This window comes from Thioclava sp. JM3 (genome assembly GCF_002213185.1).
GTDB classification, from domain to species: domain Bacteria; phylum Pseudomonadota; class Alphaproteobacteria; order Rhodobacterales; family Rhodobacteraceae; genus Thioclava; species Thioclava nitratireducens.
Genome location: NZ_NBOB01000005.1, coordinates 129,326 through 152,814, shown reverse-complemented (window position 1 = coordinate 152,814; position 23,489 = coordinate 129,326). Strand labels below are relative to the sequence as shown.

Below are 23,489 nucleotides of genomic sequence, written 5' to 3'. Positions count from 1 at the left end.
GATTCGCTCTTAAAGCTTGGTTGATAGCTCGGAGGAGAAGCCCCGATGTTCGAGAAGATTGAGATCATGAAAATGGCCAGTGCGATGGCCCGACACGCAGCAGCCCGCCAGAACGCGGTTGCGAAAAATATCGCCAATGCGGACACGCCCGGCTACGCGGCGCGGGATCTGCCGCCTTTCGAAGACCTCTATCGTAGCGAGGTCGGCGGCGACCTGCGCGCGACGCGGCCCGGCCATATCGGCGCCGCGTCGACGATCACGACCGGACCGGAACCGCTCGCCTCCCCCGGGGTGACCTCGCCCGATGGCAATGCCGTTTCGCTGGAAGAGGAGATGGTCCGCTCGGTCGAGGTGAAGCGCGAGCATGACCTGTCGCTCGCGATCTACCGCTCCTCACTCAACATCTTGCGCAGTTCGCTTGGGAGGGGATGAGGATGACCGATTTCACCCAATCCATGGCGCTCTCCGCCTCGGGCATGAAAGCGCAGGCGATGCGGCTTCGGCACAGCTCCGAAAATATCGCGAATGCCGACACCCCCGGCTATCGCCGCAAGATGGCGGCCTTCGAGGAGGTCGTCGAGGCGGGCGGACGAACCGGCGAGGTTGCGCTCGGCCCGGTCCGGCTCGACCGTACGGAACTCACACGTATTTACGATCCTGGCCATCCGATGGCCGACGAGAACGGCTACTACGACGGCTCGAATGTCGATCTGGTGGTCGAAATCGCTGACGCGCGCGAAGCGCAGCGCAGCTACGAGGCGAATTTGCGCATGTTCGATCAGGCCCGGCAAATGTCGGTCTCCCTGCTCGAACTGCTTCGCCGCTAAGGACCGAGGAGATCTAGAATGGATTTGAACACCTCCCTTGCAACGCAAAGCTACGCCCAGGCCCGGGCCGCTGTCCCGCCGAAAACGGGTGGTTCCGGGCCGGGCCCCCTTTTCGAACAGGCGGCGAGTTCTTTCGTCGATGCGGTAAAGGCAGGCGAAGACGCCGCCAAATCTGCAATGACGGGCAAGGCCGATCCGCATGCGCTGGTGCAGGCCCTCGCGCAGAGTGAACTCGCGATCGAGACCGCGGTGACCGTCCGCAACAAGGTCGTCGAGGCCTATCAGGAAATTCTCAGGATGCCGGTCTGATGCAGGACGCGATCTTCTTCGACACGCTTCGGCAGGGCCTGTGGATCGCCGTGCTGATCGCGGCGCCGCTGCTGTCGGTCGCCCTCGTCGCCGGGGTGACGATCGGCCTCTTTCAAGCGTTGACCTCGGTGCAGGAAATGACGCTGACATTCGTGCCGAAAGTGGGCGCGATGCTCGTCGTGTTCTGGGTGTCGATGAGTTTCATGTCGGAAAAGCTGGTGGAGTTCTTCACCCGCACCCTCCTGCCGATCATCGCCGGGGGCTAAGATGGATAACGCGATCTATGCCACGCTGACGCGGCAATCCGGCCTGATGCGCGAAATGCGCACTGTCGCCAACAACATCGCGAATGTCTCGACGATGGGCTTCCGGCGCGAAGGGGTGATCTTCTCCGAATACCTTTCGGGGCTCGAGGGCAACGAGCCTTCGCTGTCGATGGCGCGCGCGCATGGCCGCATGATCGACCGGAGCCAGGGGGGGCTGACCCGGACGGGGGGGGGCCTTTGACTTCGCGATCGAGGGCGAGGGGTTCTTCATGATCGAGACCCCGCAGGGCAATCAGCTGACGCGGGCGGGAAGCTTCATTCCTTCCGCCGCAGGCGAGTTGTTGACGCCCGACGGCTATCGCCTCCTCGATTCCGGCGGCACCCCGGTGGCGATCCCGTCCGGGGCGAGCTCGGTCGCGCTCGCGGCCGATGGCACGCTGTCCAACAATGGCCAGCCGATCGCGCAGGTCGGCGTCTATCTTCCCACAGATCCCAACGGATTGCGCCACGTCGGCGGCACGCGGTTCACCGCCGAGGCGGGCGCCGAACCCGTCGAGGGCGCGGTGCTGATGCAAGGTTTTCTCGAAGACAGCAACGTCGATCCGGTCACCGAGATCGCACGCATGATCGAGGTCCAGCGCGCCTACGAAATGGGACAGGCCTTTCTCGAACGCGAAGACGAACGAATTCGCAGCGTCATCCAGACGCTCGCCCGCTAACAGGAGACCATGACATGAGAGCGCTTCAGATCGCGGCCACCGGCATGAGCGCGCAACAGATGCGCGTCGAGGTGATTTCCAACAACCTCGCGAACATGTCGACCACCGGCTACAATGCGCGCCGCGCCGAATTCGCCGATCTCTTCTATCAGCAGGCGACCCGCCCTGGCACGATCAACGCGACCGACGGGACGACCATTCCCGCCGGCGTTCAACTCGGCCTCGGGGTGCGCCCGACCGCGGTGACGGTCAATGTCGCGCAGGGCTCGCTCAGCGCCACGGGCGGCGATCTGGACGTCGCGATCGATGGCAATGGATATCTGGAGGTGATGCTGCCATCGGGCATCTCCGCCTATACGCGCGATGGTGGGCTGAAACGCAACGGCACAGGCCAGATCGTGACCTCCGACGGCTACCCGGTCGTGCCCGAGATGACGATCCCGAACGATGCTCGAGCGATCGCCATCAACGCTCAGGGCGAGGTCTATGCCTATTTCAGCAATCAGGTGGCGCCGCAACTATTGGGACAGTTCACCCTCGCGAATTTCTCGAACCAGAAAGGGCTCGAGGCGATGGGCTCGAACCTGTTTCTCGAAACCGGGGCCTCGGGGCCACCCAACGTAAACACGCCCGGCGCGGACGAATTGGGCACGCTGCGGCAGGGCTATCTGGAGGAAAGCTCGGTCGATCCGGTGCGCGAGATCACGGAGTTGATCAAGGCGCAGCGCGGCTACGAGCTGAACGCGAAGGTGATTTCGGCCGCGGACCAGATGCTCGGCGCAACGACGCAGGTGCGCTGATGCTGTTTCGGGCGATCCTGATTGCGCTAGCCGGCCTTTTGACAGGCCAAGCTTCGGCGGACACGCTCGTCGCGCTCCACACTTTGCGCGCGCGCACGATCGTCACGCGGGCGGATGTCGGGCTGCGGCCGGGCGAAGTGGTCGGGGCGTTGAGCGGGTCGGAGAAGGCCGTCGGCCTCGAGACGCGCACGGTGATCTATGCCGGGCGCCCGATCCGCGCGCGCGATCTCGGCCAACCCGCGATCGTCGAGCGTAACCAGATCGTCCCGCTGCTGTTCCGCCTCGGATCGCTTGAGATCCGTACCGAAGGCCGCGCGCTCGACCGTGCCGGGATCGGAGAGACGATCCGCGTGATGAACGCCGCCTCCAAAACCGTGGTGTCAGCAACGCTTGGCGCGGATGGAACCGCCCATGTCGCGAGATGACGGGATCCGAAAGAGGAATTCGCGATGAAATCTCCTGCACTGTTGCTTCTTTCGATTGCGCTTGTCGCCTGCGGGCGGCTCGAACAGGTCGGTAAGGCCCCCGATTTCACGCCGGTCGAAGGCGGGAACGAGTTCTATGCCATGGCCTCCTCGCCGCTGCCCGCCACGACCGTGGCCCGCACGCCCGAGCAGGAAGCTTCGCTTTGGTCGGGCGCGCGCAACTCGCTTCTGGGCGATCAGCGCGCCGCCCAGCGCGGTGACATTCTCACGGTTGTGATAGAGATTAACGACAAGGCTGAAATCTCGAATTCCACAGGCCGCTCGCGTAACGGCTCCGAAACGATGGGGGTGCCTTCGATGCTGGGCATTCCGCAGCGCATCGACAAGCGGCTGCCTGCGGGAGCGAACATGGCCAATGCCGTCGCGACCAATTCGAACTCCTCCTATTCCGGCGACGGGCAAGTGTCGCGCAACGAGAAGCTGACCCTTCGCGTGGCCGCCACGATCATCGAGACACTCCCGAACGGCGTGCTGCGCATTCAGGGGAGCCAGGAGGTGCGAGTGAATTTCGAAGTGCGCGAGTTGATCGTCACCGGCTTCGTGCGCCCCGAGGATGTGAGCCGCCAGAACGAAATCACCTATGACAAGATCGCGGGGGCGCGGATTTCTTATGGTGGGCGCGGGCAGATCACCGATGTGCAGCAGCCGCGTTACGGCCAGCAGATCGCCGATGTTCTTCTGCCGTTCTGAGGTGCCTTGATGCTTGGCAAACTTCTCCCGCTTCTCCTTGGTCTGATCGGCCTCGCCGGTGGTGGCGCGGCTGGCTATTTTCTGCGTCCCGCTCCGCCGCCCGCAGCCCCCCCGACGGCCCCCGCCGCTGCGGAGGCGGAGGCGGGCAAGTCTGCTGCCGCAACCGACTCGCATGGTGACCCGGTCGCCGTCGCTAATGGCGCCGGAGGCGAGGTCACCTCCGAATTCGTCAAGCTCAACAACCAGTTCATCGTGCCGCTGGTGACCGAGTCGCACATCTCCGGAATGGTTATCCTTTCGCTGAGCCTCGAGGTGAAGGCGGGCGAAACCGAAGCCGTTTATCGCGCCGAGCCGAAACTGCGTGATGCGTTCCTGCAGGTGCTGTTCGATCACGCGAATACCGGCGGGTTTCAGGGTCTGTTCACCGATTCTGCGAACATGTCGCGCTTGCGCCGGGCCCTGACCGAGACGGCCCGCAACATTCTGGGCCCGAGTGTTCTTGCGGTTCTGGTTTCTGATATCGTGCGTCAGGACAGTTGAGCGCAGGCCGCCCAGCGGCGCACCGCGAAAAACCAGAGCCTCCGCGCCTCAGCGGGGCATTTCGCGTTTCGGGCGACCGAGTTTCGTGACGACGTCATGTCGGCCGACCGCGCGTGCAGTCGCGTCATGCTGCTTCGCGATCGCGGGATTCAGCTCGTCACGCGCAGCGCGAAGCCGCGTTTCTTCCAGCGAGAGATACCGGAGATAAGCGAGCGTGTTTTGCCCGAATGTCGGGTCCAGCGCGAGCGTCGCCCGGCTCGACCGCTCTTCTGCTTGCAGGCTCGCAATGCGCAAATCGAGCGCGCGGGCCTGGGCGTTCAGCCGTGCGAGCGCGGCGAGTTCCGCCTCGCTTTGCATGCGCGTCAACCGGGTGAGTTTCGTTAGACGCGCGACCTGCAGTTTGCTCATTTGCGCCATGCCGCGCCTCTACCCGCCGCCTTGCGCATCTTCTCCGCGAAGCGGATCGCGGCCGCGACGGGTTTGTAATGCTCGGGACGGATTTCCTCTCCGATCTCGATTGCCGCGAAGAGCGCGCGCGCGGTCGGTGGATCCGAATGCAAGGGTACCGCGTTCTCCGCCGCGATTTCGCGTATCCGCGCCGCGATCGCATCGACCCCTTTCGAAAGGCAGACCGGGGCGCGACCCGAGGCGCGGTTCCATTTCAGCGCGACCGCATAGTGGGTCGGGTTGACGATCACGACGTCGGCCTTGGCGGTGTCGGGAACCGATTGCCGCATCGCAAGCTCCATCCCCTTCTGGCGCCGCTGCGCCTTGAGATGGGGGTCGCCGTCGGATTGCTTCATCTCGTCGGTCAGTTCCTTGCGCGTCATCCGGTTGCGCCGCAGGAATTCCACTCGTTGCCAGAGATAGTCGACGACGCCTATCGCTGCGGCGAGCGCGGTTACGATCATCAGGAACTCGGCGATCATACGAAACAACACGCCCGCGATCTGCACCGGTTCGAGATGCTGCGTCAGAAAGATCAGCTCCGCGCGCGCCCTGAGGTAGAGAAAGAGAGTCGTCGCGATCACGGCGAGTTTCGTCACGCTCTTGGCGAATTCGAACAATCCGCTGCGGCCGAATTTCTGCGCAGCATTTTTCAGCGGATTGATCCGGTTGAGCTTCGGTTGGATCTTGTCAGGCGCGACAACGACCGCGCGTTGCGCCCAATAGGCGACCAGCGCGGCGACCATCGGCACCACGAAAAACGGGGCGAGCGGCAGCAGGAGTTCTCCGATCACGCGCCCGCCCATGGCCGTCCCGCCACCGAAGAACTGCGCGGCCATCTCATCGGCGCGATCGAGCATTGCCATCGCGCCGCTGCCGAACCGCGTGAGGTTGAAGATGCCAAGGCCAAAGAGCGTCGCGAGAAAACTGCCGTAAACGGCAGCGACCGAAATATCGGAGGAGCGCACCAGATCGCCCTTGCGCCGCGCGGCCTCCAGCTTGTGCGGTGTCGGGTCGAATTCCTTCTCGCCGCCTTCGTCCTCGCTCATCGCACCGCTCCGAACGGGTTGGCGAGGAAGGCCATGACCGCCTCGCGCCAGATCGCGGTCGCGGTCGGAGCGCAAAGCGCGAGCAGGATCAGCCCGCCCCCTGTCAGCGCCGGAGCGCCGACGAAAGCCACCATGAGCTGCGGCATGGCACGGTTAATCGCGCCGAGCGCGACGTTGTAGATCAACCCGGTGACCGCGAAAGGGGCGGCAAGCGTGAAGGCCAGCGAAAACGCTTGCGCGATGCCCGAGACGCCCCAGCCGCGCAATGCCTCGGGGTTGGGCCACTCGCCGACGGGCAGAACGTCGTAGGTGCCGATCATGAACTCGATGAGCCGGACATGAAACCCGAGGCTCATAAGCACCGCGATTCCGGCGATCATCAGCAGGTTTCCGATCGCGGGTTGCGGCTCGCCGCTCATACCGCCAAGCAGTTGCGCGAGCGAGCTCGACTGTGCCGCCATCGTGCCCGCAATCTGCAAGGCGAATACGAAAGCGCGCAAGCCGAACCCAAGGAACAGGCCGATCGCGATTTCCGAGATCAGCCAGATCGGCGGGCTTGCCCCAAGATCGACAATGGCGAGCCTGGGGACGAGAGCCGGGATCATCACGAGCGTTATCGCGAGTGCGACGCCGGTCTTGATCCGCGCCGGCAGGCTGGTTTCGCCAAATCCCGGGGCCATTGCGACGATCCCGCCGACCCGAAGCAAGATGACGAAACCTATCAACAAGAGACTTTGCGTTTTCTGCAGAATCTCTGCGAGTTGATCTAGAAGCGGCGGGCTCATGCCGGAACCTGCCCGACCATCGCGGGCCGCGCCTCGAGGCCAATTTCCTCGTAGCTCAGAACCGGCGCGTTCAGACCTTTTGCGTTGATGACGGTGCGCAGAAACCGTCGCCTGCGTCCCGAAGAGACGAGCGCCGGGAACGTGCCCGCCTGTGCCGCGCCGGCAAGTTTTTCGGCGATATTCGCAGCGAGTTTGTTGAAGAGATCGGGCGGTAAAGCGACATCGCCGCTCGCGTCGCCGCCGATCGTGTATTTGCCGAACCGCTCCTCCCAATCGGGCGCCAGTTGAATCAGGGGGATCGTGCCGTCGTCGCGCCGCAGATCGGCGACGAGCTGGAAACCGAGACGCTGGCGAACGTGCTCGCAAATCTGCTCCGGGGTTTGCAGGTGGCGGGCCTCCGAGATCGCCTCGACGATCAAAAGAAGGTTTCGGATCGAGACCCGTTCATCGAGCAGCAAGCGCAGGACCGCTAGAAGCAGGTCGATCGGAACCTTGTCGGGTATCAACTCGTCGAGGACGCGCCGATTGGCCTGCGCGCGCGTCGGATCGGAGAGGTTCGCGACCTCGTCTAGCAGCCGCCGCAACGCCCGTAACGTCATCAAACGCGAGAAATTCGCCTTGATTACCTCGAGAAGGTGCGTCGCGAGCACCTCCGTCGGCCCGACCACCGTCGAGCCTGCGAGCGCCGCATCCTCCTGCTGATGAGCGGGCACCCAAAGGGCTGGGGCGTGGAAGACGGGTTCGCGCACCTCTTCCCCGTCGGGCAGGAAATCGCGATTGTCCGCGATCAGTGCCAGCACATGCTCCGGCATCAGCCGGTCGCGCGCCTGCTCCACCCCCTGAACGCGGATCCGGTAATGTCCAGGCGGCAAGGTCGCGTCGTCGGTCAACCGAATTTCCGGCAGGATCAGCCCGAAACTCGCCGCGACATGGTTGCGCATGTTCGAAATCCGCGCGTCGAGGCCTGTGGCGGGATCGAGCGCCATCTTCACCAGATCGGGGGCGAATTCGACATGGATGTCGTCGATGTCGAGCACGTCGCCCATGGACTTCTGTTTCGGCCCGGTTTCGGACGTGGGCATCTTCATCGCCTCGCGCCGGGCGCGCGCCCGCTCTGCGCGCCGCAGCATGAAGGCAGACCCGCCAAGGAGGACGGCTCCCGCGGTGAAGGGCACGAAAGGCAGCCCCGGCACGAGACCGAACAGCGCCATCAGGACCGCCACGGTGGTCAGCGCGGCCGGATATTTACCAAGCTGGCGAAACAATTCCAGATCGGCGGAGCCTTTCGCACCGCCACGCGAAAGCAGGATCGCCGCTGCGATCGAGATGATGACCGCGGGTATCTGGCTGACGAGGCCGTCGCCGACCGTGAGGATCGCATAGGTTTCGAGCGCGCGATCGAGCGGCATTCCATGCACCACCGTGCCGATGATCAGACCGACGACGAGGTTGAGCAACGTGATCAACAACCCTGCGACCGCGTCTCCTTTCACGAATTTGGACGCGCCATCGAGCGAGCCGAAAAAAGTGGTTTCCGCCTGTTCGCGTTCGCGCCGCTCCCGCGCTTCGGCGTGGTCGATCGCGCCCGCATTCATGTCGCTATCGATCGCAAGCTGCTTGCCCGGCATGGCGTCGAGCGCGAAACGCGCGCCGACTTCTGCCATGCGCCCGGCGCCTTTCGTGATCACGATAAAATTCACGATCAGGATCACGCAGAACACGACGAGCCCGATCAGGACCGAGCCGCTCATGATGAAATTCGCGAACCCCTCGATCACGCCACCTGCCGCGCCGGTGCCTGTATGGCCGTTGCCGATGATGAGTTTCGTCGAGGTAACGTTAAGCGAGAGCCGCAACATCAGCGTTGCGAGGAGAATCGTCGGAAAGGCGGAAAAATCGAGCGGTCGTTCGATGAACAAGGTGACAGTGAAGATCAGGATCGCGAGGGCGAAGGAGGTCGCCAGGCCGATGTCGAGAATCCAGGAGGGCACCGGCAGGATCATCATCGCGATGACCGCCATCAGTGCGAGCGCCAGCATGATGGTGGGTTGAAACGCACGGTGCACGAGCGGCGACGCCATCACATTCCTCGCGCTTTTTGCGCGGCTCGGATGAAGAGCGAGGCTCCCGGAGCACCGCCCACGCTTGGAGGCTCTGTTCCTTCCGAGCGAAGCAGGAGGGGATATTGGTTATCCCTGCTTTGCGCCGAAGGTTCGGTTCGTGCCAATATTATCTCCGGAATCTCAGGTGCCCCGGCGGTTGCCCGCGTGGCGGAGGTATTCACCACCTTTTCAGGTTCGACCTTGCCTGCGAGCTGGGCATGAAGACGCGCGAAGCGTGCAGAATAGCGCCTCGCATATTTCGGCGTGCGCGAATGATAGGCCCCGGCAGCCTTTGTCCAGTCCCCGGTTTCGGCATAGAGAGATTTCAGAAACCGCGCCGCATATCGTGCATTTGTCAGCGGGTCGAACATGTCTTCGATCGAAAAAAAATGCTGCCCATGCCATTTGAAGTTGATCTGGAAACAGCCGACATCGAAACTTCGCGCGCCGCGTTTGAATTCCTTGAATACGTAAGCCAGCGCCAAATCCCGGGAATCGAACCAGTGTCCCGCGCCCTCCATGTTCACGGTCCAGGGCCAGGGCTGGAAGCCACCTGCTCCCTTGCGACCCGTCTCATTCAACGAAATCGCCATGAGCACCGCGTAAGGCACATCGCTTTCGCGCGACGCTTGTTTCGCGGCGGCCTCGCATAGCTGGGGCTGTCCCGCCGCGGATAGCGGGGTGAGGGTAAGACATAAGATATAAAGTGCCCGCCGAAACCAAGGCATGGGATTTTCCCTTTGCAGTGCAATTCTTGCGACCCCAAACCTAGCGGGCAAAGCTTTAGAATCCGTTTCCGAAGATTTTGCCCGTCACTGCTGAACAGGGGGCAAAGCAAGGCGATCGAGCATTTTCGACAGCGTTTCGCGTTCTGCCTGGCTTTGCTCCAACAGGCTGCGGGCCCGCGTGAGCGGCCCGCCTTTCACCTCCTTCGTTTGTGAGGACGTCGCCCCGAAAGTTTCCAGAAAACGCTGTTCTACCGCATCTGGAGGGGCGTCCAGGCTTGACCAATCGCCCTTGTGCCAGGATTGCGCGCGGGCCCCTTCCGGATTGCCCGCGCGAAGGTAGGCGGCGCGCGCCTCGTCGTGGCGACCGAGTCGAGACAAGGCAGCGGCTCTGATCTGCTCGATCTGTTTACCCTCCAAATCCTTCAGATGCGCGACGGCGGCAGCTGGATCCAGTTCGAGGAGCGCGGCCCGCGCGAGCAGAGTTTTGTCCTGCACCGACAACGGATCGGCCTGTCCGAGAAGGCGCACGGCAACGGCAGGCATTCCCAGAGATATTGCACGTCCGGCCAGTTCTTGTCGCAGCCCGGAGGTCTGCGCGGCTTTCTCGGCTAGGGGCAATTGGTCATAAAGGGTTCGAAGGAAATCCCCGTCGCCGGCTTGCCCAACCAACCGCGAGAATATCGCTTCGAGCGTGCCCTTCGAATCCGCGATCTCGGTCGCATCTGAGTAAATCTCGAAGGCTTTGCCGAATTCGGAATTCGCGGCGTGGCCAATCGCGGCGATACGACGCAATTCCGGAGCCTCCGGCGCGTCGGCGAGTTCGAAAGCCAAGGCCTCTGCATTCGCGAGAGCTGCCGGGTCGACCGCTCCACCCGCGTCGATCTGGCTGTTTAGCCACAAGATCAACGCGCGCAGCCCTTGCGCCGAGTTCGTCTTCGAAAGCGCTTCAAGGCGCCCCGAAGCTTGCGGATCGCCTTCCACCACTTGGATTTCGGCTTCCATCGTGTCGAGCGCACGTCGATCCCCGGTCGTGATCCGGCTGACAGCCGGCTCGAGCGATCGTGCCACATCCGCCGCTCCGATCTGCGTGAGGCGGGCCACAAGGTTTGGCGCCAGAGACCGTCGCAAATCGGCTGGAAGCGCCTCGAAATGTCGGCGAAGCGCCGCGAAGGCAACATCGCGTTTTTCGGGAAGCGGGTCAGCTGCGAGGAAGGCCCAAAGCGCGACCGCGCCATTGCAATCGGTGAGCTGAGCAAGCGGCGAGGTGGCGGCGGTAGGATCGGCGTCGAGCACCGCTCCCACGAATAGCAGCGCATTTTTGCTCGGTCCATCCTTGCCCATATCGCGCAACAGCGCGCGGGCCTCCGTCCCGAAGCCGAAGGCGATGTAAAGCCGCGCCAATGCTGTCACCTTACGTGGATTGGGTGCGTCGAATTCGCCCAAGAGGCCTTTTCGCGCATCGCTGATCTGAGCGAAGGCCGGACGCTCGTCGACCCAGTTCGCGAGCTCGAAATATCGGTCGGGCGGGCACCCGGATACCTCGGAAGGCGCCTGAAGGCCTGTGGCAAGTTGGTCACGGTCGATCGCTGTAACCGAGTCGATCGCAAGATGCGGTGGAGGTGTCGGGCCCTGAGGCGCCTGCGGAATTTCAGCCGTTTCGGCGGCCCTGTCGCCTGTGGGTGGTGCAGCGTGTCGCCCTTGCGCGGGCTTTTCCACGGTCGGCGTCATCTGTGGCGTGACGAGCCCCTGCGATGCCGCGCGCGACATCTGGCGTAGAAGGCGCTCTTCAATGCCATCGAGCCGTGGATCGGGTTTCGGGGGGAGGGGCGGTTTGGGCGCGCCATCAGAGATATTCACCGGCGCGTTGGCAGGCTCCTCTTGTGCAGTCGTAGCTCGCCAGAACAGGTCGAGGTAGTCGTCTCCGATCCTCACGGGTTGAACGGTTTTCGGGCGGGGCCGAGAGGCTGGTGGGGGCTTCGTTGACGTGGTCTGCGATCGATCTTCACCCGTCGCAATTACCGGGGGGACGGTTTGACCTGGAGAAGAATCCTTGAGGTCGATGACAAACGCGCCGCTCTCGAGCGAGAAGGTTTCAGGCGCGACCCCGGGCGCGAGTTTCAGAAACAACCCGCCATCGGCTTGTGCCGCGAGCGCCTGCAATCTGTCACGGGGTATCAACTCGAAAACGTTCTGGGTCGCGAATTGCGGCTCGGGGGCGTCAGTATCTATCCGTATCCCCCCATCGACAGGCGTAATCGCCCGGCTCGCCGATGCCGGTAGATAGACGACAAGGCGGGAAAAGCCGTCATGCTCCCCCGATTTGACCGGAATCACCGTTGCATGTGCCGGCGCGAGGGGCAGCAGAAATAGAAGTGCGAACCAGAGCCTCATGCCGCCTCCGACTTCACCGACTTCAAGGCCTCCTCAAGGTCGGAGAAGCTGGGGCGAATATGGTGGGGCGTGTTCTGGCGACCGACCTCGATGCAGATATTGGTCGCGTGGTTGTGCAGGTTGGCGATCAACACCTCGCGGATAAGCTTGTAGAAGTGGCTGTCTTCGTCGGTCACCCCTTTCATCCGGCTCGCGAAAGGGGCGATGAATCCGTAGGCGATGAACACGCCGAGAAAGGTTCCGACAAGCGCGCCGCCGATCATCTTGCCGAGAATTTCCGGAGGCTGATCGATCGAGCCCATCGTCTTGATCACGCCGAGCACTGCCGCGACGATCCCGAGGGCGGGCATCGCGTCGGCCACCGACTGCATAGCGTGGCTCGAATGCATGGCATGGTGGTAATTTGCCTCGAGTTGCTTGTCGAGCACCTCTTCCACCTGCATGGGATCGTCGTAGTTCATCGAAGCCGATCGCATCGTGTCACATATGATGTCGACCGCCTCGTGATCGTGGAGGATTTTCGGATATTTTCCGAAGATCGAGGATTTTTCCGGATCTTCGATATGTTCTTCGATTGCGACGGGGTTCTGTCGGGCGAGCCGGATCAATTCGAACAGAAGACACAGAAGATCGCGATAGTCGTCGGGTTTCCATTTGGGGCCTTTGAAGACCTTCCCGACATCCTTCAGCGTATGCTTGATCGAGGCCAGGTCGTTCGAGAGTACAAAGGCGCCCACAGCTGCGCCGCCGATCATGATCATCTCGAAAGGCAGGGATTTGAGGATAATCCCCATCTTGCCGCCCGCCGCGACATAGCCGCCGAACACCATCACGAAGATGATCACGATCCCGATGACGCCGATCATGGAAAGCCCCTTCCGTTTCTCTCGGGCGACTTTGGATGATTCGGTTTAAGAAAGGCCCAAGAGCCTTAAACGCTCGCTCAGTTGCGCGGTGCGCCCGCGTTGCGGCCTGCCATCAGCACGCTGATCGCGTAGGCCGTTTTGGGTTCGAGACTCTCCATGACCGCAGCAGCGACGGCGGGGCGCATGCGCGCGAGGAAACCGGCGGCGAAATTCGGGTCCATTTCGGCGAAAAGCGGCGCGGCCTGTTTCGGCTTCATGTTCTCGTACAGCGCAACGAGCTTTCCGACATCCTTGTCGGCACCCTCTTCCGCCACGGCGACGGTCTTGGACAGCGCCTCTTCCGCCGCGACGAGATCGTTCAGTCGCTTTTCCAAGCGGGTTTCGGCAAGGGCGAGCGCATTGCGGCGGTCAGTAAGCAGTCCTTCCTGTTCGACCAGTTTCGCTTCCCGCGCCTTGAGATCGGCGAGCATCGCCGTGAACCCGGCGTCGTCGATACAACCGTCCTGCGGTTTTGTCGCCTTTGTCTCGTGCACTGGTTCCGCGGTATCGCGCGCCCAAGCTCCGCTCTGTGCAAGCTGCATGCCGCCGGAGAGGACAAAAAGCGCAGCGATGATCCAGAGGGCACCGCGGCCCGGGCGGGGCCTGCGCCTACCGGGTTTGCGTTCGGCTGCGCGGTTCATTGCGCGGCCTCGATATCCGTTTCGCGTTGCCGCCGGCGCAGCACGCGGCGGCGTGGTTCACCGTCTTCGGGAAGATCATGCAGGGAGGCCAGAAGCAGCTCGAGCTTCTCCGCCCCCGCCTCCGCGCGTTCGGTCAGCGCGCGCAATTGTCGCTCGGATGTGCCCGCGGTGGCCTGCGCCCGTTCAAGCGCGCGAGTCATGTCGTCGACCTGCGCGGACAGCACGGCGATGGCCCCGCCCATCCCGGTTTCGAGTTGGTTGAAACGCTTGAGCCTGCGCGCGAGCACGAAGCAATAGGTCGCCGCCGCCAAGGCTGCGAGCCCGGATGTGATTTCGGCAAGGAATTGCATCAGCCTCTCCCTCAGTTCAGCACGAATTCGATGACGAGAAGGTCGCGCACGCGCCCGTCTCCGGTGACCAGTTGAATCCGTCGCAACATCTGCGCGCGCAGGCGCATCATCGCGCTCGGGTCTTCCAGAAGGCTGACGTCGACGGCGCGCAAATACCCATTCAGCACGTCCATCACGCGCGGCTTCAACAGCTCTACGTCATGTTCATAGGCGCTCGGCACTTCGAGTTGCGCCGCGAAGCGCAGATGGCGCGCGGAGGCGCCGCTCAGCGTAATTGCGAGCGGGTCGAGTGCGACATAGGCGATGTCGGGAAGTGCCTCCGGTGTATGCGCCTCCGGCGCAGCGGCGGCATGCGTGGCCTCTGGAGGCGCGAGAACCAGCCCCGAATAGACCGCGTAGAACCCACCGCTCCCCAGCATAAGCATGAGGACGAGGCCGATCAGGAGCATCAGCTTGGTCTTCTTCTTCGGCGGCTCATCCGCCTCGGCAGTTGCTTCCGTCATGGGGGCCTCGCTGTGTCGGGTCGAGGCTTGGAATAGCCGAGTCGGACTAACCGATTGTTAATCGCAATGAAGGAAGGTGCCCGTGACGCCGGGCAGAACGCCCGCTCTCTGGAGGTTCGTCTTGCAGCAACTCATCGACACTTGGGCTGGCCTGGATATGCGCCGGAAACTCGCCGCGGTTTTCGGTGTGATTGCGATGGTCGCCACGGTCTTCTCAATCGGATCGATCGCGTCGAAGCCGACGCTGGCCTTGCTTTACGCGGGCCTCGGCAGCGCGGAGGCGGGCGAGGTGATCTCCGCGCTCGAACAGCGCGGGGTGGCCTACGAGGTGCGTGGCGATTCGATCTTTGTCGCCGCGCCGAAGCGGGACGAATTGCGCATGACTCTCGCCTCGCAAGGTCTGCCCGCGACCGGTGGCGCGGGCTATGAGCTGCTCGATTCGCTCTCGGGCTTCGGCACGACCTCGCAGATGTTTGACGCCGCCTATTGGCGCGCGAAAGAAGGGGAATTGGCGCGAACCATCGCTGCGGTGCCGTCTATTCGGTCGGCGCGCGTGCATATCGCGCATCCGACGAATGCGCCTTTTCGCGGAACGCTTGAGCCGACGGCCTCTGTGACGATCACGCCGGCTCTTGCGGGGCTGAGCGCTGCGCAGGCGAAGGCCGTTCGCTATCTCGTGGCCTCGGCGGTAACCGGCATGACGCCCGAAGATGTCTCGGTAATCGACTCGGCGCGTGGGCTCATTCCCTTCAGCGACAATCCCGCGCTGCCCGGCGGCGGGGAGACTCGCGCTCTGGCGCTGAAGCGGAACGTCGAACGGCTGCTGGAGGCGCGCGTCGGTCCCGGGAATGCCGTGGTCGAGGTGGCGCTCGACACCGTGACAGAGCGCGAGGCGATCACCGAGCGTCGCTTCGACCCGCAGGGCCGGGTGGCGATCGCGACCGACACGTCCGAAACCTCGAAAACCTCCGATTCGACGACACCCCCGGCGACGACCGTGGCCTCCAACCTGCCCGACAACGGGACTGGCGCGACCGGCAAGTCGCAAAGCCGTACGAGCGAGACGCGCGCGCGCACCAACTTCGAAGTATCTGAGACGCGTCGTGAATTGCTTCGCAAGCCCGGCGCTCTCAAGCGGCTTAGCGTCGCGGTGCTGGTCGATGGGGTGCGCGGCACCAATCCCGACGGGACACCTAGCTGGACGCCGCGCAGCGATGCCGAACTGGCCGATCTGCGCGAGCTCGTGGCCTCCGCGGTGGGATTCGACGAGGCGCGGGGCGACGTGATCACGCTGCGCTCCATGCAGTTCGAGGCGCTGCCGGAAGCGGGGACCCTCGCTGGCGCCGGATTCATCGACAGCATGGCCCTCGATCTGACGCAGATCATCCAGATCGCGGTGCTCGCAATCGTTGCGCTGGTGCTCGGCCTCTTCGTCGCGCGCCCGATCCTGCTGCAGAAAAACCGAGAAGGAGCCGCGGAACTGCCGGCGCCAAATGCCACGTCAGAGGAGAACTCCCGGTCTTCAACGACGCTCACCGGTGAAATCGACGATGGGGAGATGCCCGATATGAACATGCAGCTGGTGTCCGACTTCGACCTCGGGGATCTACCGATGGCGCGACAGACGGATTTCGATCTCGACCGCCCTGCCGATCCGGTTGACCGCCTCAAGAAGATGATCGAGGAGCGTCAGGCCGAAACCGTCGAAATCCTGCGTAGCTGGATGGAAGAACCGTCGGAGAAAGCGTGATGGGCCAAAAGCTGAAACTCGAATCCTTTGAGCCGAAGGCGAGCGAGGCGGGTGAAATCGCGCTCGACCCGGCCGAGTTGGAAGAGACCAAGCTGGCTGCGTTCGAGACCGGTTACCAGGCAGGCTGGGACGATGCGGTCGCCGCGCAAAACGCCGAAACCGCGCGACTTCACGGCGATCTCGGGCGCAACCTGCAGGCGCTGGGCTTCACCTATAACGAGGCGCGCCAGCACATGCTCGGTGCGCTCGAGCCGCTTCTGCTCGAGATCTGCGGAAAACTGTTGCCCGAGTTCGCGCGTGCGTCGCTTGGCGCCGTCGTGGCCGAGCAATTGATGCCGATTGCCGGGGATCTCTGCGCGAGGCCGATCACGGTGGTCGGCAATCCGACCGCATTGCCGCAGATCCAAGAGGCGCTGGCGCCGCGCGCAGACTTGCCGCTCGCATTCGTCGCGGAGCCCAGCCTTGGCGAAGGGCAGGTCTATCTGCGCTTCGCCGATACCGAGACCCGCGTCGATCTCGACGCCGTCATCGCCGCCATTTCGCGCGCGGTCACGACCTATTTCACCGCCACCGCGAAGGACAAGCCCGATGAATGAGACCGCGCCGAATGCCTCGACCGCCAATCCCTTCACGCAGGTGCCGATCGAGATCACCATCTCGGTCGGCAAGGCCCGCCCGCTGGTGCGCGATTTGCTGCGCCTGAAGCGCGATGCGGTGCTGTCCCTCGACCGGAAAGTGGACGACCCGGTTGAACTCTACGTGGGAGACAAGCTGATCGCGCGCGGCGAACTGACCGAGATTGACGGCAGCGACGGGCAGCTTGCGGTACGGCTCACCGAGGTGGCCGATCTGCAAAACGGCCTGTGACATGCCTCGCCGCCTACCCTTTGCCGTTCCCGACGTCCGCCTCGCGCGCTCTCCCGCGCCAAGGTTTGTCCTGCTGGCAGCCTTAACCTTAATCCTCGCGGCCCTGCCGGCGCAGGCCCAGGACATCACGCTTTCTGTCGGGGAGGGCGACAGCCTCGCCGGGCGCTCGCTGCTGATCATCGCGGCAATCACACTTCTCAGCCTCGCGCCGGGGCTCGCGATCATGGTGACTGCGTTCCCGTTCATCGTCACGGTGCTGTCGATTCTGCGCCAAGCCCTCGGGCTTCAGCAGTCGCCGCCAAACATGTTGATCATCAGCCTCGCGCTATTCCTGACATGGTTCATCATGGAGCCTGTCTTCTTTGAGAGTTGGCGCGTCGCGGGCCAGCCCCTGGTCGAAGGCGCGATCGACTGGCAGGAGGCGTTTACGAAGGGGATAGAGCCTTTCCGCATCTTCATGGCAGGGCGCACGAATCCCGACACCTTCGCGGCCTTGGCCGATCTGCGCAACGGCACCGCCGCGACGGGAGCCCCGACAAGCCTCGATGCCGCGCCGCTCTCGACCCTCGTGCCCGCCTTCATGCTGTCCGAGGTCACGCGCGCCTTCCAGATCGGCTTCCTCGTCTACCTGCCGTTTCTGATCATCGACCTCGTCGTCTCGGCGGTGCTGATGTCGATGGGGATGATGATGGTGCCGCCTGCGGTCGTGGCGCTTCCGTTCAAGCTCGCCTTTTTCGTGGTGGCCGACGGCTGGGTGCTGCTCTCGGGGGCCTTGGTGCGCAGTTATTTCTGACGCCGAGGGCGGCTCACGTAACCGCAGACCCCAAAACGCAAAAACCCGGGCCGAAGCCCGGGTTTCTGAGGGTGATGGTGAGCCGTGCAGGATTCGAACCTGCGACCCACTGATTAAAAGTCAGTTGCTCTACCAACTGAGCTAACGGCCCATCACAGGGCGCGTCTCTACAAACCCCCGCCGGGGGGGTCAAGGCATAAAATTCACAAAAATTGCACATCTGGAAAAAACCTTGGCGCGGGCGTATATCGCGCGCCATGAATACAAAGCGCATACAGAGCGGACTGCCCTTCATGAAGATGCATGGGCTCGGCAATGACTTCGTCGTGATCGACGCCCGCGCGGGCGTCGATCCGGTCACGCCTTCGCTCGCGCGTGCGCTCGGTGATCGGCATCGCGGCGTGGGATTCGACCAGCTCGCGGTGATCCGCCCCGCCCAAGGGGCTGATTTCACGCTCGATTTCTGGAACAACGATGGCACGCGGGCGGGTGCATGTGGGAATGCGACCCGCTGCGTGAGCGATTACATGATGCGCCAGCTTGGTCGGGCCGATGTCACGCTGCTCACCGAACGCGGGCAACTCAGCGCGGTGCGGCGCGAGGACGGGATGGTCTCGGTCAATATGGGCGCGCCGATTCTCGAAGCGGCGCAAATTCCGATTCTGCCCGGCATCGATCCCGCGCATCTGCCGCTGGGCGGCGACCCGATCGCGGTCGGCATGGGCAACCCGCATTGCGTCTTCTTCGTGGACGATGCCGAGGCGGTCGAAGTGGATCGCCAGGGCCCGGTGATCGAGCATGATCCCCTGTTCCCCGAGCGCACCAATGTCGAATTTGCCAGCGTGATCGGCCTCGACCATCTGCGGATGCGCGTCTGGGAGCGCGGCACCGGCATCACGCTGGCCTGCGGCTCGGGCACCTGCGCCACCGCCGTCGCCGCGCATCTGCGTGGCCTCACCGGCAAGCGTGTCCTCGTCGATGTCGATGGCGGCCAGCTGGAGATCGACTGGCGCGACGATGGCGTCTGGATGACCGGCCCCACCGCGCATGTGTTCGATGCGACCCTCACCCAAGATTTTCTGGACGCGATATGAAACCGCCCGTTTTCTCGACTCTCGGCTGCCGTCTCAACGCCTATGAGACGGAGGCGATGAAGGAATTGGCTGCAGGCGCCGGGCTCGAAGGAGCCGTGGTCGTCAATACCTGTGCCGTGACCGCCGAGGCCGTGCGCAAGGCCAAGCAGGAAATCCGCCGTCTCGCGCGCGAGAATCCGGACGTGCCGGTGATCGTGACCGGCTGCGCTGCGCAGACCGAGCCCGACACCTTCGCCGTGATGCCCGAGGTCACCAAGATCATCGGCAATCACGAGAAAATGCAGGCCGACACCTGGGCGCAGCTCGCCCCGCAAGGCCCCGATTTCATCGGCGAGACCGAGCGGGTGATGGTCGACGACATCATGTCGGTGAAGGAGACCGCCGGTCACCTGATCGATGGGTTCGGCCGCCATCGCGCTTATGTGCAGGTGCAAAACGGCTGCGATCACCGCTGCACCTTCTGCATCATCCCCTTCGGACGCGGCAATTCGCGCTCCGTCCCGGCGGGCGTCGTGGTCGAGCAGATCAAGCGCCTCGTGGATCGCGGCTTCAACGAGGTCGTCCTCACCGGGGTCGATCTGACTTCCTGGGGCGCGGACCTGCCGGGCGAGCCGCGTCTGGGCGATCTGGTTATGCGAATCCTGCGCCTCGTGCCGGACCTGCCGCGCCTGCGCATCTCCTCCATCGACTCGATCGAGGCGGATGAGAACCTGATGCTGGCGATCGCGAGTGAGCCGCGTCTGATGCCGCATCTGCATCTCAGCCTTCAGGCGGGCGACGACATGATCCTCAAGCGGATGAAGCGCCGCCACCTGCGCGACGACGCCATCGCCTTTACCGAGGAAGCGCGCAAGCTGCGCCCCGGGATCGTCTTCGGCGCGGACATCATCGCGGGTTTCCCGACCGAGACCGAGGAGATGTTCGAAAACTCCCTGCGGCTCGTCGACGATTGCGGGCTGACCTTCCTGCATGTCTTCCCCTATTCCGCGCGCAAGGGCACGCCCGCCGCGCGGATGCCTGCCGTGAAAGGCCCCATCGTCAAGGAGCGCGCGGCCCGGCTGCGCGCGAAGGGCGAGGCCGCGCTGGCCGCCCATCTCGACGCGCAGGTCGGCACCGAACAGCGCGTGCTGACCGAGACCCCGCGCGTCGCGCGCACCGAAGGCTTTGCCGAGGTGACGTTCGAGGCGGACCAGCCCGAAGGCACGCTGATGAGCGTGCGCATCACTGGCCATGACGGGGCGCGGTTGCTGGCGGGCTGAAGGGGGCTTTCGTTTTTCGCAGCGTGAGCTAGCTTGTGGCCCATGCTGCGGATCAACGATCAGATAACCATCGAGGATTGGGAAATCACCGAAACCTTCACCCGGGCGCAAGGTCCAGGGGGGCAGAATGTGAACAAGGTTTCGACCGCGGTGGAGCTGCGCTTCGAGGCCGAACGCTCGCCGCACCTGCCGCAACCGGTGAAGAACCGCTTGCGCCGGATCGCGGGGCGCAGATGGACCAGCGACGGGGCGCTTTTGCTGCTGGTGCAGGACACGCGCAGTCAGGCGCGCAACCGCGAGATCGCGCGCGACCGCCTCGCCGAGATGATCCGAAAGGCCTGCGAAAAGCCCAAGAAACGCATCCCGACCCGGCCCACGCTCGGCTCGAAGAAGCGGCGTCTGAAGGCGAAGGCGATTCACGGCGAGAAGAAAGCGCTGCGCGGGAAGGTCTCGGATGGGGAGTGATCTGCTGGACCGGCGCGAACGGCTTTTAGGGCCGAACGTGCCGACCTTCTACGACCGCCCGGTGGAGATCGTGCGGGGAGAGGGCGCTTCGCTTTTCGACGCCGACGGCCAGCGCTACCTCGACGCCTATAACAACGTCGCCCATTGCGGCCATTGCCATCCGCGCATCGTGAAGGCGATCTGCGAACAGGCCGCGACGCTCAACACCCACACGCGCTATCTGCATGAGGGCATTCTGGATTATGCCGAGGCGTTGCTGGGCAAGTTCGGCTTTGACGGCCAGCTTCTCATGACCTGCACCGGGTCCGAGGCCAATGACGTCGCTTTGCGCATGGCGCAGGCGGTGACCGGCAAGCGCGGCTTCATCGCGACCGACAACACCTATCACGGCAACACCACCGCCGTGGCGCATCTGTCGACGCGTCGCCCGCCGATCGGAGGCTGGCCGGACCATATCCGCCGGGTGCCGGCGCCCGACAGTCTTACCCCCTTGGGCGAATCGCTTGAGGCGCAGTCCGAAGCCTTTGCGGCCAACGTCGCGCAGGCGATTGCCGAGCTGGAAGAGAGCGGCCACGGCTTCGCGGGGCTCATGCTCTGCCCGATCTTCGCCAATGAGGGGATGCCCGGCATCGCGCCCGGTTTCCTAGACCCGACCGTCGAGGCGATCCGCCGCGCGGGCGGGCTGATCCTGTGTGACGAGGTGCAGCCGGGTTTCGGCCGGATCGGCTCGCATTTCTGGGGGCACGAATGGCTGGGCGTCACGCCTGACGTGGTCACGATGGGCAAGCCGATGGGCAATGGGCACCCGGTCGCGGGCCTTGTTGCGACGCCCGAGGTGATGGGCGCCTTCCGCGAGGCTTTCGGCTATTTCAATACGTTCGGCGGGAATCCCGTTTCGGTCGCAGCCGCAATGGAGACGTTGCGGGTGATCGAGGACGAAGGCTTGCAGGAGCACGCGGCACAGGTCGGCGACTACCTTCTGCAAGGGCTGCGCGACCTGTCCCATCCGCTGATCGCCGACACGCGGGGCCTTGGCCTGTTCCTCGGGATCGAACTGGCGCAGGACGGCAAGCCCGCCAGCGAAGCCGCGGGCCGGATCGTCGAGGCGATGCGCGAGCGCCATGTCTTGATGGGCCGCGTGGGCCGGGCACAACACATTATCAAGATCCGCCCGCCGATGGTCTTCAATCGCAGCGATGCCGATGAAATGCTTGAGAAACTTTCGCAGAGTTTCGAGGAGCTTCCTGCATGATCTCGGACGAGACCGCACAGGCGATGGCGGAGTCTGCCCTCGCTTCATGGGGAGGTGCGCCCGAGCCGCCGCGACTGGTGAAGAACCGCGAGAATATCGTCTTCGAGGCGTATCTGAAGGATGGTCGCCATGTCGCGTTGCGTTTGCACCGGCCCGGTTATCAGGGCCGCGAAGGGGTCGAGGCCGAGTTGCGCTGGTGCGAAAGCCTCGCCGATCAGGGGATGCCGGTGCCGCGCCCGGTGCGCACGAGCGAGGGCGCTCTGACAGGGCTCGTGGAGGACCGCGTCACCTCTTGCGTGGGTTGGCTGGACGGGACGCCGATCGGCGCGGGCGATCAGCCCCTCGCCGGGACGCCAGAAGCAGTGCGCGCCGAGGCCCAGGCGCTGGGTCGCCTCATCGCGCAGCTTCACATCAGCAGCGATGCCGCCCCGCCCGACGGGTTCGACCGGAACCCGTGGGATGGCGAGGGGTTTCTGGGGGAGCGTCCGCTTTGGGGTCGTTTCTGGGAACATCCTCAGCTTTCGGAAGTTGAGGCCACAACGCTGTCCTCGGGCCGCGACCTTGCGCGTGTGCTTTTGGCACAGGCACAGGACTATGGTCCGATCCACGCCGATTGCCTGCGTGAGAACGTGTTGTCGACGCCGGACGGGCTCGCCCTGATCGACTTCGACGATTGCGGGCCGGGCTACCGGCTCTACGACCTCGCGACAGCGCTGGTGCAGGGCTGGGGCGACCCGCTTTGGGGCGAACAGGCGGCAGGGCTCGTCGAGGGCTATCGCAGCCTGCGACCGCTTCCGCCCGATCAGGAGGCACTCCTGCCGCTTTTCGTGGCGCTGAGGGCCTTCGCCTCCGCTGGCTGGATTGTGACCCGGGCCCTGCCTTCCGATCCGCGCCAAAAACTATATGTAGAACGTGCGCTTGATCTCGCACAGCATTTGGAGAACCGTACGCCGCCATGGGAGACCAGTCGATGAAATGGGCGAAATCCGTCGCCAAGGGCCTGCTGGGCTATCGTCCCGCCTCTTTGCAGGTGGGCGCGCTCTGTCTGCGCATCCGTGACGGAAAGACCCAGGTTCTGCTGATCACCTCCCGCGATACCGGGCGCTGGGTCATCCCCAAAGGCTGGCCGATGCGGGGACGCTCGCTGTCCGGCGCAGCCAAGCAGGAGGCGTGGGAAGAGGCCGGAGTCGTCGGCAAGATCGACAAGGAGCCCGCCGGCGCATTCCGTTATGACAAGATCCTCGATAGCGGCTTGGCGACGCCCACCGATGTCGTCGTCTTCCCGCTGCGGGTGGAGACCCTGATGAAGTCCTATCCCGAAGAACATCAGCGCAAGCGCAAATGGTTCGCGCCGAAGGAGGCCGCGAAGCTTGTGGCGGAAGAGGGGCTGCAAAAAATTCTGCGCAAGCTCTGAGCGCCGAAACGGGCCTGACGCCTTGTCACAGCGGGTCAAACCCGTTACCCCGCGCGGG

At 63.9% G+C, this 23,489-nt stretch carries 29 protein-coding genes, 1 tRNA gene and 1 pseudogene; 20 read left to right on the top strand and 11 right to left on the bottom strand.

Annotated features, from left to right (window positions below; genetic code table 11):
• The first annotated feature begins 45 nt into the window (after positions 1 to 45).
• The 9 genes and pseudogenes from B6V73_RS10720 (at position 46) to B6V73_RS10680 (ending at position 4,636) form a co-directional block, all read left to right on the top strand.
• Positions 46 to 432: a FlgB family protein gene (locus B6V73_RS10720; RefSeq protein ID WP_075775252.1), complete on the top strand. Its 387-nt coding sequence runs from the start codon at positions 46 to 48 to the stop codon at positions 430 to 432.
• A gap of 2 nt (positions 433 to 434) precedes the next feature.
• Positions 435 to 827 carry a flagellar basal body rod protein FlgC gene (flgC, locus tag B6V73_RS10715; protein WP_088723162.1) on the top strand — a complete coding sequence of 131 codons (393 nt, stop codon included), beginning with the start codon at positions 435 to 437 and terminating at the stop codon, positions 825 to 827.
• Positions 828 to 845: 18 nt separating this feature from the next.
• The gene (fliE, locus tag B6V73_RS10710) at positions 846 to 1,136 is read left to right on the top strand and encodes a flagellar hook-basal body complex protein FliE (RefSeq protein ID WP_088719874.1); all 291 of its coding nucleotides are present in this window, start codon (positions 846 to 848) and stop codon (positions 1,134 to 1,136) included.
• Positions 1,136 to 1,402: a flagellar biosynthetic protein FliQ gene (locus tag B6V73_RS10705; protein ID WP_088719873.1), complete on the top strand. Its 267-nt coding sequence runs from the start codon at positions 1,136 to 1,138 to the stop codon at positions 1,400 to 1,402. The genes fliE and B6V73_RS10705 overlap by 1 nt, the downstream gene beginning before the upstream one ends.
• A gap of 1 nt (position 1,403) precedes the next feature.
• Positions 1,404 to 2,121, top strand: a pseudogene (locus B6V73_RS10700) (flagellar hook-basal body complex protein).
• A 14-nt stretch (positions 2,122 to 2,135) separates the two neighbouring features.
• Positions 2,136 to 2,921 (top strand): flagellar basal-body rod protein FlgG, encoded by a 786-nt coding sequence (flgG, locus tag B6V73_RS10695; protein WP_088719871.1) that lies wholly within the window; start codon positions 2,136 to 2,138, stop codon positions 2,919 to 2,921.
• The gene (gene flgA, locus B6V73_RS10690; RefSeq protein WP_088725229.1) at positions 2,921 to 3,346 is read left to right on the top strand and encodes a flagellar basal body P-ring formation chaperone FlgA; all 426 of its coding nucleotides are present in this window, start codon (positions 2,921 to 2,923) and stop codon (positions 3,344 to 3,346) included. The genes flgG and flgA overlap by 1 nt, the downstream gene beginning before the upstream one ends.
• Before the next feature lie 24 nt (positions 3,347 to 3,370).
• Positions 3,371 to 4,096, top strand: a complete 726-nt coding sequence (flgH, locus tag B6V73_RS10685; RefSeq protein ID WP_075775259.1) for a flagellar basal body L-ring protein FlgH — start codon at positions 3,371 to 3,373, stop codon at positions 4,094 to 4,096.
• Positions 4,097 to 4,105: 9 nt separating this feature from the next.
• Positions 4,106 to 4,636, top strand: a complete 531-nt coding sequence (locus B6V73_RS10680; protein WP_075775260.1) for a flagellar basal body-associated FliL family protein — start codon at positions 4,106 to 4,108, stop codon at positions 4,634 to 4,636.
• Between the two features lie 48 nt (positions 4,637 to 4,684).
• Here the strand turns inward: B6V73_RS10680 and B6V73_RS10675 are convergent, their stop codons facing one another.
• The 6 genes from B6V73_RS10675 to B6V73_RS20455 all read right to left on the bottom strand — a co-directional run bounded on the left by B6V73_RS10675 (position 4,685) and on the right by B6V73_RS20455 (position 10,749).
• The gene (locus tag B6V73_RS10675; RefSeq protein WP_088725228.1) at positions 4,685 to 5,053 is read right to left on the bottom strand and encodes a hypothetical protein; all 369 of its coding nucleotides are present in this window, start codon (positions 5,051 to 5,053) and stop codon (positions 4,685 to 4,687) included.
• Positions 5,041 to 6,132: a flagellar type III secretion system protein FlhB gene (locus tag B6V73_RS10670; protein WP_088725227.1), complete on the bottom strand. Its 1,092-nt coding sequence runs from the start codon at positions 6,130 to 6,132 to the stop codon at positions 5,041 to 5,043. Before B6V73_RS10670 ends, B6V73_RS10675 begins: the two co-directional genes overlap by 13 nt.
• Positions 6,129 to 6,917: a flagellar biosynthetic protein FliR gene (locus B6V73_RS10665; RefSeq protein WP_088725226.1), complete on the bottom strand. Its 789-nt coding sequence runs from the start codon at positions 6,915 to 6,917 to the stop codon at positions 6,129 to 6,131. The genes B6V73_RS10670 and B6V73_RS10665 overlap by 4 nt, the downstream gene beginning before the upstream one ends.
• Complete coding sequence (flhA, locus tag B6V73_RS10660) at positions 6,914 to 8,998, bottom strand: flagellar biosynthesis protein FlhA (RefSeq protein WP_088725225.1); 2,085 nt, start codon at positions 8,996 to 8,998, stop codon at positions 6,914 to 6,916. Before flhA ends, B6V73_RS10665 begins: the two co-directional genes overlap by 4 nt.
• A complete protein-coding gene (locus B6V73_RS10655) occupies positions 8,998 to 9,747 on the bottom strand; it encodes a transglycosylase SLT domain-containing protein (protein ID WP_088725224.1) in 750 nt (249 codons plus the stop codon). The genes flhA and B6V73_RS10655 overlap by 1 nt, the downstream gene beginning before the upstream one ends.
• Positions 9,748 to 9,831: 84 nt before the next feature.
• Complete coding sequence (locus tag B6V73_RS20455; RefSeq protein WP_143597892.1) at positions 9,832 to 10,749, bottom strand: hypothetical protein; 918 nt, start codon at positions 10,747 to 10,749, stop codon at positions 9,832 to 9,834.
• On the opposite strand from B6V73_RS20455, the gene B6V73_RS20450 reads away from it, so the two are divergent.
• Positions 10,732 to 11,055 carry a hypothetical protein gene (locus B6V73_RS20450; protein ID WP_143597891.1) on the top strand — a complete coding sequence of 108 codons (324 nt, stop codon included), beginning with the start codon at positions 10,732 to 10,734 and terminating at the stop codon, positions 11,053 to 11,055. The genes B6V73_RS20455 and B6V73_RS20450 overlap by 18 nt on opposite strands.
• 1,079 nt (positions 11,056 to 12,134) lie before the next feature.
• Here B6V73_RS20450 and motA read toward each other — a convergent pair.
• From motA to B6V73_RS10630, 4 genes are all read right to left on the bottom strand, one after another.
• Positions 12,135 to 13,004, bottom strand: a complete 870-nt coding sequence (gene motA, locus B6V73_RS10645; protein ID WP_075775267.1) for a flagellar motor stator protein MotA — start codon at positions 13,002 to 13,004, stop codon at positions 12,135 to 12,137.
• A gap of 77 nt (positions 13,005 to 13,081) precedes the next feature.
• Positions 13,082 to 13,684, bottom strand: coding sequence for a hypothetical protein (locus tag B6V73_RS10640; protein WP_088725222.1), 603 nt, complete (start codon positions 13,682 to 13,684; stop codon positions 13,082 to 13,084).
• Entirely contained in the window at positions 13,681 to 14,034 is a 354-nt protein-coding gene (locus B6V73_RS10635) for a hypothetical protein (protein WP_075775269.1), read from the bottom strand. Before B6V73_RS10635 ends, B6V73_RS10640 begins: the two co-directional genes overlap by 4 nt.
• A gap of 11 nt (positions 14,035 to 14,045) precedes the next feature.
• Positions 14,046 to 14,537, bottom strand: a complete 492-nt coding sequence (locus B6V73_RS10630; protein ID WP_075775270.1) for a flagellar basal body-associated FliL family protein — start codon at positions 14,535 to 14,537, stop codon at positions 14,046 to 14,048.
• A 121-nt stretch (positions 14,538 to 14,658) separates the two neighbouring features.
• Between B6V73_RS10630 and fliF the strand changes: the two genes are divergently transcribed.
• From fliF to fliP, 4 genes are read left to right on the top strand one after another with little or no spacing between them, the layout of a single operon-like run.
• A complete protein-coding gene (gene fliF, locus B6V73_RS10625) occupies positions 14,659 to 16,287 on the top strand; it encodes a flagellar basal-body MS-ring/collar protein FliF (protein ID WP_088725221.1) in 1,629 nt (542 codons plus the stop codon).
• Positions 16,287 to 16,883 (top strand): flagellar biosynthesis protein, encoded by a 597-nt coding sequence (locus B6V73_RS10620; RefSeq protein WP_088725220.1) that lies wholly within the window; start codon positions 16,287 to 16,289, stop codon positions 16,881 to 16,883. Before fliF ends, B6V73_RS10620 begins: the two co-directional genes overlap by 1 nt.
• The gene (locus B6V73_RS10615) at positions 16,876 to 17,154 is read left to right on the top strand and encodes a FliM/FliN family flagellar motor switch protein (protein WP_075775273.1); all 279 of its coding nucleotides are present in this window, start codon (positions 16,876 to 16,878) and stop codon (positions 17,152 to 17,154) included. The genes B6V73_RS10620 and B6V73_RS10615 overlap by 8 nt, the downstream gene beginning before the upstream one ends.
• A 1-nt stretch (position 17,155) precedes the next feature.
• Positions 17,156 to 17,947: a flagellar type III secretion system pore protein FliP gene (gene fliP, locus B6V73_RS10610; protein WP_088725219.1), complete on the top strand. Its 792-nt coding sequence runs from the start codon at positions 17,156 to 17,158 to the stop codon at positions 17,945 to 17,947.
• 75 nt (positions 17,948 to 18,022) lie between these two features.
• On the opposite strand, the gene B6V73_RS10605 is transcribed toward fliP, so the two are convergent.
• Positions 18,023 to 18,098 (bottom strand) — tRNA-Lys (locus tag B6V73_RS10605).
• 106 nt (positions 18,099 to 18,204) lie between these two features.
• Here B6V73_RS10605 and dapF point away from each other — a divergent pair.
• Genes dapF through B6V73_RS10575 form a run of 6 tightly spaced genes read left to right on the top strand, consistent with a single transcriptional unit; the run spans position 18,205 to position 23,431 of the window.
• Positions 18,205 to 19,041: a diaminopimelate epimerase gene (gene dapF, locus B6V73_RS10600; protein WP_088725218.1), complete on the top strand. Its 837-nt coding sequence runs from the start codon at positions 18,205 to 18,207 to the stop codon at positions 19,039 to 19,041.
• Positions 19,038 to 20,300 (top strand): tRNA (N(6)-L-threonylcarbamoyladenosine(37)-C(2))-methylthiotransferase MtaB, encoded by a 1,263-nt coding sequence (gene mtaB, locus B6V73_RS10595; RefSeq protein WP_088725217.1) that lies wholly within the window; start codon positions 19,038 to 19,040, stop codon positions 20,298 to 20,300. Before dapF ends, mtaB begins: the two co-directional genes overlap by 4 nt.
• A gap of 42 nt (positions 20,301 to 20,342) precedes the next feature.
• The gene (gene arfB / locus B6V73_RS10590) at positions 20,343 to 20,765 is read left to right on the top strand and encodes an alternative ribosome rescue aminoacyl-tRNA hydrolase ArfB (protein WP_075775325.1); all 423 of its coding nucleotides are present in this window, start codon (positions 20,343 to 20,345) and stop codon (positions 20,763 to 20,765) included.
• Positions 20,755 to 22,017: an aminotransferase class III-fold pyridoxal phosphate-dependent enzyme gene (locus B6V73_RS10585; protein WP_088725216.1), complete on the top strand. Its 1,263-nt coding sequence runs from the start codon at positions 20,755 to 20,757 to the stop codon at positions 22,015 to 22,017. The genes arfB and B6V73_RS10585 overlap by 11 nt, the downstream gene beginning before the upstream one ends.
• Entirely contained in the window at positions 22,014 to 22,991 is a 978-nt protein-coding gene (locus tag B6V73_RS10580; protein WP_088725215.1) for a phosphotransferase, read from the top strand. Before B6V73_RS10585 ends, B6V73_RS10580 begins: the two co-directional genes overlap by 4 nt.
• Positions 22,988 to 23,431 (top strand): NUDIX hydrolase, encoded by a 444-nt coding sequence (locus B6V73_RS10575; protein WP_088719854.1) that lies wholly within the window; start codon positions 22,988 to 22,990, stop codon positions 23,429 to 23,431. Before B6V73_RS10580 ends, B6V73_RS10575 begins: the two co-directional genes overlap by 4 nt.
• Positions 23,432 to 23,489: the final 58 nt, after the last annotated feature.